At 62.0% G+C, this 9,141-nt stretch carries 11 protein-coding genes; 8 read left to right on the forward strand and 3 right to left on the reverse strand.

Translation table 11 applies throughout. The annotated features are described in order from the left end of the window. Positions 1-234: 234 nt before the first annotated feature. Positions 235-642: a response regulator gene (locus tag D8U60_RS16845; protein ID WP_122699973.1), complete on the reverse strand. Its 408-nt coding sequence runs from the start codon at positions 640-642 to the stop codon at positions 235-237. A 70-nt stretch (positions 643-712) separates the two neighbouring features. Further along, positions 713-919 carry a Flp family type IVb pilin gene (locus tag D8U60_RS16850; protein ID WP_041480746.1) on the reverse strand — a complete coding sequence of 69 codons (207 nt, stop codon included), beginning with the start codon at positions 917-919 and terminating at the stop codon, positions 713-715. Between the two features lie 338 nt (positions 920-1,257). On the opposite strand from D8U60_RS16850, the gene cpaB reads away from it, so the two are divergent. From cpaB to D8U60_RS16890, 8 genes are read left to right on the forward strand one after another with little or no spacing between them, the layout of a single operon-like run. Next, positions 1,258-2,199 (forward strand): Flp pilus assembly protein CpaB, encoded by a 942-nt coding sequence (cpaB, locus tag D8U60_RS16855; RefSeq protein ID WP_130900541.1) that lies wholly within the window; start codon positions 1,258-1,260, stop codon positions 2,197-2,199. 20 nt (positions 2,200-2,219) lie between these two features. Continuing rightward, positions 2,220-3,437: a type II and III secretion system protein family protein gene (locus D8U60_RS16860; RefSeq protein WP_130900542.1), complete on the forward strand. Its 1,218-nt coding sequence runs from the start codon at positions 2,220-2,222 to the stop codon at positions 3,435-3,437. Next, complete coding sequence (locus D8U60_RS16865) at positions 3,434-4,624, forward strand: pilus assembly protein (protein ID WP_076565580.1); 1,191 nt, start codon at positions 3,434-3,436, stop codon at positions 4,622-4,624. Before D8U60_RS16860 ends, D8U60_RS16865 begins: the two co-directional genes overlap by 4 nt. Beyond that, entirely contained in the window at positions 4,621-5,889 is a 1,269-nt protein-coding gene (locus D8U60_RS16870; RefSeq protein ID WP_110603767.1) for a CpaF family protein, read from the forward strand. The genes D8U60_RS16865 and D8U60_RS16870 overlap by 4 nt, the downstream gene beginning before the upstream one ends. Positions 5,890-5,906: 17 nt before the next feature. Continuing rightward, on the forward strand, positions 5,907-6,791 hold the full coding sequence (locus D8U60_RS16875; protein WP_130900543.1) for a type II secretion system F family protein: 885 nt from the start codon (positions 5,907-5,909) through the stop codon (positions 6,789-6,791). A 1-nt stretch (position 6,792) separates the two neighbouring features. Continuing rightward, a complete protein-coding gene (locus D8U60_RS16880; protein WP_130900544.1) occupies positions 6,793-7,677 on the forward strand; it encodes a type II secretion system F family protein in 885 nt (294 codons plus the stop codon). Between the two features lie 23 nt (positions 7,678-7,700). After that, positions 7,701-8,423, forward strand: a complete 723-nt coding sequence (locus tag D8U60_RS16885; RefSeq protein ID WP_110647082.1) for a tetratricopeptide repeat protein — start codon at positions 7,701-7,703, stop codon at positions 8,421-8,423. A 9-nt stretch (positions 8,424-8,432) separates the two neighbouring features. Next, positions 8,433-8,705, forward strand: coding sequence for a DUF3613 domain-containing protein (locus tag D8U60_RS16890; protein ID WP_024011439.1), 273 nt, complete (start codon positions 8,433-8,435; stop codon positions 8,703-8,705). 110 nt (positions 8,706-8,815) lie between these two features. Here D8U60_RS16890 and D8U60_RS16895 read toward each other — a convergent pair. Next, a partial coding sequence (locus tag D8U60_RS16895) for a DUF6124 family protein (protein WP_130900545.1) occupies positions 8,816-9,141 on the reverse strand: 326 nt, incomplete at its 5' end.

The raw sequence follows: 9,141 nt of genomic DNA on the forward strand, positions 1-9,141 counted from the left end.
AGCGGAAGGAGGTGCAGCGAAGCAAACCGTAGCCGCTGCGCCCGGATCGATCCCGCAGCGAAGGAACCCGAGCCTGCGAGGGCCGAACGTAGGAGCAAGCGTTTTTTGCTTACTTTTTTAGGCGCTTGTAAAAAAGTAAGTCGCCGTAAGGGCGAAACCGCCAGCCGCCACACCCGCAGCAACGGATATTCACCCAAAACCCCACCAACACGGTCGGCCCAAAGGCCGCCGAGTTCACCCAGCCTCAACCCGAGGCTTGGGAAACAAATTATCGAGAGTCTCCAACAACCTCACGTGATAAATCGGCTTGCGAAACAGATCCAGCACCTGCAACCGCAACATATCGCTGACATCCTCCATATCCGCATGCCCCGACATCACAATCACCGGCAAATGCGCCCGCGACGTATGCTCACGCAACCGCCTGATCAACGACATGCCCGACTCCTCCGGCATACGCAGATCAGTAATCACCAAAGCAATATCCGGATGCCGGGTCAACAGATGCAACGCCAACTTCACCGACGTCGCGGTATGACAGGTAAAGCCCTCCCCCTCCAGCAACTCCGCCAACTCCAGCAACGCGTCTTCTTCATCATCAACCAGAAGCAGTTGTTGGCGGGGCGACGAAGACGCGTTCATAGGCAATACCTGAATACTGAAAGGTAAATCCAGTGTAGTGCGATATCAGCCAGGTGCAGTGTTCACAAGATCAAGGCGTTGGCCGGGTCACAGCCGTACCATCGAGCGAGGTCAGAATATTGTTGAAGATCGCCAAGACCCTGTCTCCAAGCGGAGTGACGAACGCCACAACCACCACCGCCACCATCGCCACCACAATCGCATACTCGATCGCCGAAGCACCCTCTTCACTGCGGGCAAACGCGCGAGCCTTGGCGATCACATAATCAAAAGTCATACGAAACATAGGTCCACTCCTTCGCGCCTCTGGCGCCGACATCACCACCGCGGCAAGGTTCCACCGTGCCACCTGAGCATTGTCAACAAACCCCCGCCCAACAACTGTAAGAACGCATTAATCACAAAGCATTAATCCCATCGTTTTTCCGCCGTTTCCGGCTGTTAACTGGCCAGATTCATACTTTGGTACGGTTATTTCGCCTGTCATTAATGGCGCTTTTGCTTGGATCAGCTAGCTTGGAAATAGCGAAATAGTTGCATGTTCATAGCTGCCGAATGAGTAAGCCCTTCACAAGCAGATGCCGTCGGTTGTGCAGCAGGAAAGGGAGAGCCGTCATGAACAGTCGCGTCACCATGGGCCTTGCCGCGCTGCTGTTGCTCGGCGCGGTTTTTGTCGGTTACTGGGGGCTGGTGCTCAGTCGTCAGCCGGCCCCGGTCGCCGAGGCGCCCGTCACCCCAGCGGTCAGCATTGAACAGACTGTCGCGATTGCCGAAGACCAGACCCGCCAACCGGTAGTAGTGCTGCTCCACGATGTCCCGCCGTTCACGCCGTTGACCGCCGCCGATGTGACCGTGGAAAAACTGCGCAGCGCGCCGGCCGGCAGCCTGACCAGCATTGAACAAGCAGTCGGCCGCACGCCTTGGCGCCACCTCAGCGCCGGCACCTGGCTCAATGACGAAAGCTTCCAGGCTGGCGGTGCGCTGGCGCGGATGATTCGCCGCGACGAGCGCGCACTGACCGTGGCCGTCGATGAAGTGATCGGTGCCGCCGGACAGTTGCTGCCGGGCGATTACGTTGACGTGCTGCTGTATCTGCGCGAGGACGCGAGCAATCTGCAGCAGTCGGCGCAGATCGCCGTTCCGGCCCTGCGCGTGCTCGGAATTGGCGATCAGTACGGCCTGACCAACGACGGCCAACCGGCGACGCCCAGCCTCAGCGCCGAAGAAAAAATCAAACAGGACCAGCGCCGCATCGCCGCACGCACAGTGGTGCTGGCGGTGCCGGAACAACTGCTCAGCCGCCTGATGCTTGCCACTCAAGTCGGCACCTTGCGTCTCGCGGTGCGCAGCAGCGAAGAACAGCGGCTGGCCAAATACTGGGCCGGCGAAGCGCAATCGCCCGCGCACCTGGATCGCGCCAACAGCCAGCTTTTTCAGTTCACTCAACTCGCCCTGGGCAGCGCGCAAAGAGCACCTGCCACCGCCAGTGCCGGCGCGGCGCCCAGGCCTGCGGTGGAAATCATTCGCGGCAACCAGATCAGCCAACAAACCCCATGACTGCGCAAGGATTCACGTGCATGCAGAGTCGACTCAGACCGACATTGAAACCGGCGCTCCGGGCCTTGCTGTTGTTGGGATTGACGATGGACAGCGCCCTCGCGGCGGTGGGCAATTGCTCGGCACTGCCGCGCCTGCCCTCGGTGATCGAAATCGGTGAAGGCTTCCAGCAGGACATGCAGTCACCGGTGGCAATCACTCGGCTGGCAGTGGGCGACCCGAAAATTGCCGACGTGCATGCCAATGGCGGTTCGTCCTTTTTGCTCACGGGCGTCGGCCCCGGCGCGACCAGCCTGATGGTCTGGACCGCCTGCTCGGCGCAGCCGCAGCAAGCCATGGTCTTCGTCCAGGGCGCGGCGACCACGGCGCTGACCAGCAGCGTGCCGTCGGACGATCCGTCCCTGCCATCGCAAGTGCAGACCGACATCCGCTTCGTCGAAGTCAGCCGCACCAAACTCAAGGAAGCCACGGCGTCGCTGATCGGCACGCGCGGCAATTTCCTGTTCGGTTCGCCCGGCACGCTGCCACCGATTGACGGCGTACCGCAGCCGCGCCTGCCGGTGGATAACTCGCTGTTCAATTTCTCCTGGGTCGGCGGCAAGACCATGGCGATCATCAACGCCCTGGAAACCAGCGGCTTCGCCTACACCCTGGCGCGACCGAGTCTGGTGGCGTTGAACGGGCAGAGTGCGAGCTTCCTGGCCGGCGGGGAAATCCCGATTCCGGTGCCCAGTTCCGGCAGCGACAGCGTGTCGATCGAGTACAAGGAATTCGGCATCCGCCTGACGCTGACGCCAACCATCATCGGCCGCGATCGCATCGCGCTGAAGGTCGCCCCGGAGGTCAGCGAACTGGATTTTGCCAACGCGGTGAACATCGCCGGCACCACCGTTCCGGCGCTGACCATCCGCCGGACCGACACCAGCGTGTCGCTGGGTGATGGCGAAAGTTTTGTCATCAGCGGTTTGATCAGCACCACCAACAGCTCGCAGGTGAACAAGTTTCCCGGCCTGGGCGACATTCCCATACTCGGGGCCTTTTTCAAGGGTTCGCAGATCAAACGCGAAGAGCGCGAGCTGCTGATGATCGTCACCCCGCATCTGGTCCAGCCATTGGCGGCGGACGCGCGTTTGCCGTCGTTGCCGGGGGAGAAACTGCGCAATTACGACCCGAATTTCTATCGCATGTTCTTCCTCGAGAACGGCAACTTCGACAAGCGCAGCGGGTTGTCGCAATGAACCAGAATCTCAGTCAGACCTTCCTCGCCATCACCCGCAACAGCACCGATCTGGAATGGCTGCAAAGCGCCCTCGCGCCACTCGGCCAAGTCATCAGCGCAGGTGCCGGCAGCCTCGACGAACTGCTCGCGCTGGTCGATGTAACCTTCGCCAATCTGGTCTTCGTCGGTCTCGATCGCGAGCATGTCGTGGCGCAGAGCGCGCTGATCGAAGGTGCGCTGGAAGCCAAGCCGATGCTGGCGATCGTTGCCCTCGGCGACGGCATGGACAATCAGCTCGTACTCAATGCAATGCGCGCCGGCGCGCGGGATTTTGTCGCCTATGGCTCGCGTTCCAGCGAAGTCGCCGGACTGGTGCGGCGCCTGGGCAAACGCCTGCCCGCCGTCACTCCCAACACGCAGTTGGGCGGGCTTACCGTGATGTACGGCGTGCAGAGCAGTTCCGACGGTGCCTTGCTCGCCAATCACATGGCCATGGTGGTGCAGAAGAGCGGCCAGCAAACCTTGCTGCTCGACCTTGGCCTGCCCCGTGGCGACAGCCTTGCGTTGTTGGGGCTGGAGAGTTCGTTTCACTTCGGCGATGCCCTGCGTCATTTGCGCCGCCTCGACGCCACGCTGATCGACAGCGCATTCACCAGCGCCGACCACGGCCTGCGCATTCTTGCCTACGCCAACACTGACGAGCCGCTGGAAACCACCAGTGCCGCCGAGCTGTACATGCTGCTCAGCGCCCTGCGCCAACACTTTCAGCACATTGTCGTGAACCTCACCGGGCAGGCCGACAGTGAGGCATTGCGCACCTTCGTCAGCCATTGCGACAAACTGCTGTGGTACACCGACCAGAACGTACTCAACTGCCGACGCAACCTCGCCGTGCTCAACCAGTGGCGCGAGAAAGGCATGAAACTCGAGCACGGGCGCTTGCTGATCGATCGCTACTTGAGCAACGTCGCGCCGGATGCCGAGACCCTGGGCAAGACCTTCAATCTGGAAGTCATCGCCGTGCTGGCGTTCAGTCCCGACGTGCGCCTGAACGCGAAAAACCAGGGCGTGAGTCTGTTCGAACTGGCGCCCCGGGAGAAACTCACCCAGAGCCTGCGCACCCTCGGCGAGCGCTTGGCGAAACGCTCCGAAGGCCTGAGCAAACCGAAAGTCACCTGGTTCGACCGTCTGCGAGGCCACTCATGAGCGCAGAAAAACTCTTTGGCGCAACGTCGCACGGAGCGATCGGCAACAGCGATCACGAAGGCCTGAAACTGGTCCTGCACCGCTACATCATCGACGCCATCGAGGAGTCAGGAAAAAACCTGCTGGAAGGTTCGCGCCAGCAACTGGCGCAGTTCGTCACCGACAAGGTCGCCGAATACATCGCGCGTTTGCACCTGGCGATCTCGCGCTACGAAATGGAGCGCCTCGGCGAGGAAATCGTCGACGAACTCACCGGATTCGGCCCACTGGAAGTCCTGCTGCGCGACCCGTCGGTGACGGAGATTCTGGTCAACGGCCCGCACCGGGTGTTCATCGAGCGCGACGGCGTATTGCATCAAAGCGATCTGCGCTTTATCGATGCGCATCACGTCGAGCGGGTCATGCAACGCATCCTTGCGCCGCTCGGGCGCCGCCTCGATGAGTCCTCGCCGATGGTCGATGCGCGCCTGCCCGATGGCAGCCGGGTCAACGCGATCATCCCGCCGATCGCCCTCGACGGCCCGTGCCTGTCGATCCGCAAGTTCCGCAAGGACATGCTCAAGAGCACCGACCTGATGGCGATGCAGACCATCGATCTGGCGATTTTCGAATTTCTGCAGAATGCCGTGGGCAGGCGCTGCAACATACTGATCAGTGGCGGCACCGGCACCGGCAAGACCACGCTGCTGAACATCCTCAGCCAGTTGATCAACCCGCACGAACGGCTGGTGACCATCGAAGACGTCGCCGAACTGCAACTCGGCCATCCGCATGTAGTGCGTCTGGAAACCCGTCCGCCCAACGCTGAGGGGCATGGCGAGGTCAAGGCCAGCGACCTGATTCGCAACGCCCTGCGCATGCGTCCTGACCGGATCATCCTCGGCGAGATCCGAGGCGTCGAAGTGGTCGACGTGCTCACCGCGATGAACACCGGTCACGACGGTTCGATGAGCACCGTGCACGCCAACAACGCCCAGGACGCGTTGCTGCGTCTGGAGACTTTGGTCGGCCTGACCGGGCGCTCGATTGCCGAACGCACCTTGCGCCAGATGATCTGCGCCGCCCTCGACGTGATCATTCAACTGACACGCATGCCCGACGGTCGGCGCTGCGTCAGTGAAGTGGTGGAAGTGGTCGGCATCCGCGAGGACGTCTACGTCACCAACACCCTGTTCCGCCTCGACCGCCGCACGGGCTTTGGCTTTGTGCGCGAAGCGGTCAACCCGGCCGGCGACAAGCTGCGCCAAGACGCTCACCTGGGCTGACGGCGAGGAGCACGCAGATGCTGGGACCGATCATTCTTATCGCCATTTGCCTGATGCTGCTCGGGCTGTCGATCTATCTGTTCCTGCAAGGCCTGCGCAAGACCGCGACGGAAAAAGTCCTCAATCGACTCGCCGCCGGACAACCGCAATTGGCCGTGGAACAGACGAAATGGGTGGGATTGGAGCACATGTTTTTGCGTGCCGGCCTCGGTCAGCCGAGCGAGCGCTTCGGCCTGTGGCTGAGCCTGTGGGCGGCGGCCATGGGCCTGGGATTTCTGCTCGGGAGCTGGGTTGGTCTGCTGATCATGTTGCTCGTCCCGCCCGTGGCGTTGCGGCTGTACATCGCCATTCGCTACCGACGGCGGATCCGCCGCATGATCGAACAACTGCCCCAATTGCTCGACCACACCGTGCGCAGTCTCAAGTCCGGGCGCACGCTGAGCGATGCGGTGCTGGGCGGCATCGAGGCCAGTGAAGATCCCTTGAAAGCGTCCATGGGCCGGGTACAGCGCCACGTGCAACTGGGGGTGAACTTGCCTGACGCCGTCAGCGACTTTGCCGAACTCTACGAGCAGGACGAATTGCGCATGTTCGCCCTCGGCCTGAAGGTCAATCACCGCTACGGCGGCAATGCCAGTGAGCTGCTGGAGAACCTGATCAAACTGATCCGCGAACGCGACCAGGGGGCGCGGCAGTTGCGCGCGCTGACCGGGGAAACGCGCATGACCGCTTGGGTTTTGGGTTTGCTGCCGCTGATTCTGGTGAGCTACTTCATGCTGACCAACCCCGGCTACATGCTCGGCATGTGGCACGACGAAAGCGGCCAGACCATGCTGCTCAGCGCCGCCGTGTTGCAGGTGTTGGGCAGTCTGGCGCTGTGGCGCATGTTGCGGAGCGTTTGAGATGGTCTGGCTCGCGGCGTTGTTGTTGCTCCTTGGTTCGCTGTTATTGCTGGGCAATCACCTGCTCACCGAGCGCCGCCGCGTGCGACAGGTGCATCAGCGCTTGCATGGCCAATTGGTCCGGGAAAACCGTTTCGGCCACTGGCTGCGCGCGCTGGGCAACAGCCGTTTCGGCCGGGGCTCGGTGAGCATCGACAGCGAAACCCAGACCCTGCTCGGCCGCCTCGGCTGGCGCCGCGCCAACGAACGCGCGCTCTTCGCCGCCTGCCAGATCGGCACGCCGCTGCTCGCTCTGGGGCTGGCGATCTTCTTGCAGGAAGTGTTTTTCTCGCAGACCAGCCACCGCTGGATGGCGCCGATGTTCGCTGCGGGCGGCGGCTATCTACTGCCCAAACGCCTGCTCGCCTACGCCGCCGCCCGCCGACAGAAAACCATCGCCGTGGAAATCTCCACGTTCATTCCGCTGCTGCGCATCCTCTTTGAATCCGGCATGGCCGTGGAACAAGCGCTGCGCGTGCTCAGCGTCGAAGCGCAAAAACTGCTGCCGGAGCTGACCAGCGAACTGCGCCTGATCCTCAGCCGCGTCGACTCGGGTCTGGAGCTGGGTCAGGAGCTGAACAAGACCGCGGTGATGCTCGCGGTGGACGAATTCACCGACACCTGCGTGATCCTCCAGCAACTGATCCACCAGGGCGGCGGTGCGATGAAATCACTGCTGGCGCTCAAGCAATTACTGGACGACCGACGCCTGACCCGGCTGCAGGAATACATCTCGAAAATGTCGGCGAAGATGTCGGTGGTGATGATGCTGTTTCTGTTTCCCGCCCTGCTGATCGTACTGGCCGGCCCGGGTTTCACCGCCATTGCCCGCGCGTTCGCAAACTGACCTTGGCTCATGGAGAGCGTTTGATGAAAGTACTGATAGTCATGGCAAGTCTGTTGCTGCTCAGCGGCTGCGCCACGGACGGCCAGGCGCCGTGGACCTCGCTGCTGTCGCCGTCCAGCTGCAGCAAACTGACCTCGGAGCAGGAACTGTCGCTGAACCTCGCCGATGACCTGGCCAGCGACGGCAAGCTCCACGCCAGCCTCGCCAACCTGCAAAGCCTGCCGGACAACCTCAGCGAAGTGCGTCTGCGCAAAGCCAAGGTCTATCGCCTGCTCGGTCGCAGCGAAGCCGAGCCGCTCTACCGCAGCCTGCTCGGCGGCTGCCTCACCGCCCAGGCCGAACATGGCCTGGGCCAGGTCTACGCCGCCCGTGGCGACAACGGCCAGGCCCAGGCCCACCTGCAACGAGCCGCACGCCTGGCGCCCACCGACGAAAAAATCCGCAATGACCTGGGCGTGGTCTACCTCAACCAACTACGCCTCAACGAAGCGAAATTCGAATTCCTCACCGCCATCGAGCTGAGCCAGAACAATCAACTGGCGACGCTGAACATGGTCACCCTGCTGCTCTACCAGAACGACTGGCCCCAAGCCGCAGAGGTCGTCAGCCGCTCGAAACTGACCCCGGAACAATTCACCGAAGCGCAGCAACGCGCAGAAAAACTCAAAGCCCCGGCCCACGCCAAAGCCACACCCGGCGACCGCGTCGCCGCCTTCATCGACCCGCTACCGCCGACGCTCGAATAGGAGACAGCCATGACCATCCGCAAAGGCCTGTGCTACCTGACCCTGCTCACCCTGCCCCTCACCGCCCACGCCATCGACACCGGCCCTGCTTCAGCGCAACAACAGGAAACCGAAGGCTGGCTGGTCCTGCAAAGCCGCAACAAAGCCGCCTCGCCGAAACCGCAAAGCGCCACCGCCACCGAACGCGAACTGGCGATGCAGCGCTGGCTGAAGAAATACCAGTACGAGATTCCGGATTTTTACGATCCGGATGCGGGCGGGAAGATCGAGAGCAAGAATTAGTCTGGTGGAGCCCTTGAAGGCCTCTTCGCGAGCAGGCTCGCTCCCACAGTCGACCGCGTGCTTTCGGTGGGAGCGAGCCTGCTCGCGAAGAACGATAACGCGGTCGCAGGTCAGGTCTGCGGATCAACCCGATCCAGCGCCCGATTCACCGCCAACTCCGCCAGCATGACAATCTGCTGAATTGCCAACGCCGTGCTGCGCTGAAACCCGCTCAACTCACCAGCGAAATTACTCGCCATCGCACTCGCTGACGCCAGCGACTCACAGGCATGCGCCAACAAGCTTTCGGTATCAACATTGGGCACCACCATGAACAGCGTGCTGGGCGGGTGCGGTTTTGCAGGTTCGGGGCAGAGATAGAAATCGAGCGCGCGTTTTATCGCTTCGCGGTTTTTCACCAGATCGTCGGCGCGCATGGCGTCTTCGAGCGGGGTGG

Source organism: Pseudomonas sp. Sample_11, assembly GCF_004307505.1.
Classification (GTDB): Bacteria; Pseudomonadota; Gammaproteobacteria; order Pseudomonadales; family Pseudomonadaceae; genus Aquipseudomonas; species Aquipseudomonas atacamensis.

Excerpts from the sequence above, each read along its gene's own strand:
- D8U60_RS16845 (WP_122699973.1), bottom strand. The coding sequence starts at position 642 with ATGAACGCGTCTTCGTCGCCCCGCCAACAACTGCTTCTGGTTGATGAT.
- D8U60_RS16860 (WP_130900542.1), top strand. The coding sequence starts at position 2,220 with ATGCAGAGTCGACTCAGACCGACATTGAAACCGGCGCTCCGGGCCTTG.
- D8U60_RS16875 (WP_130900543.1), top strand. The coding sequence starts at position 5,907 with ATGCTGGGACCGATCATTCTTATCGCCATTTGCCTGATGCTGCTCGGG.
- D8U60_RS16885 (WP_110647082.1), top strand. The coding sequence starts at position 7,701 with ATGAAAGTACTGATAGTCATGGCAAGTCTGTTGCTGCTCAGCGGCTGC.
- D8U60_RS16865 (WP_076565580.1), top strand. The coding sequence starts at position 3,434 with ATGAACCAGAATCTCAGTCAGACCTTCCTCGCCATCACCCGCAACAGC.
- cpaB (WP_130900541.1), top strand. The coding sequence starts at position 1,258 with ATGAACAGTCGCGTCACCATGGGCCTTGCCGCGCTGCTGTTGCTCGGC.
- D8U60_RS16870 (WP_110603767.1), top strand. The coding sequence starts at position 4,621 with ATGAGCGCAGAAAAACTCTTTGGCGCAACGTCGCACGGAGCGATCGGC.
- D8U60_RS16850 (WP_041480746.1), bottom strand. The coding sequence starts at position 919 with ATGACTTTTGATTATGTGATCGCCAAGGCTCGCGCGTTTGCCCGCAGT.
- D8U60_RS16880 (WP_130900544.1), top strand. The coding sequence starts at position 6,793 with ATGGTCTGGCTCGCGGCGTTGTTGTTGCTCCTTGGTTCGCTGTTATTG.
- D8U60_RS16890 (WP_024011439.1), top strand. The coding sequence starts at position 8,433 with ATGACCATCCGCAAAGGCCTGTGCTACCTGACCCTGCTCACCCTGCCC.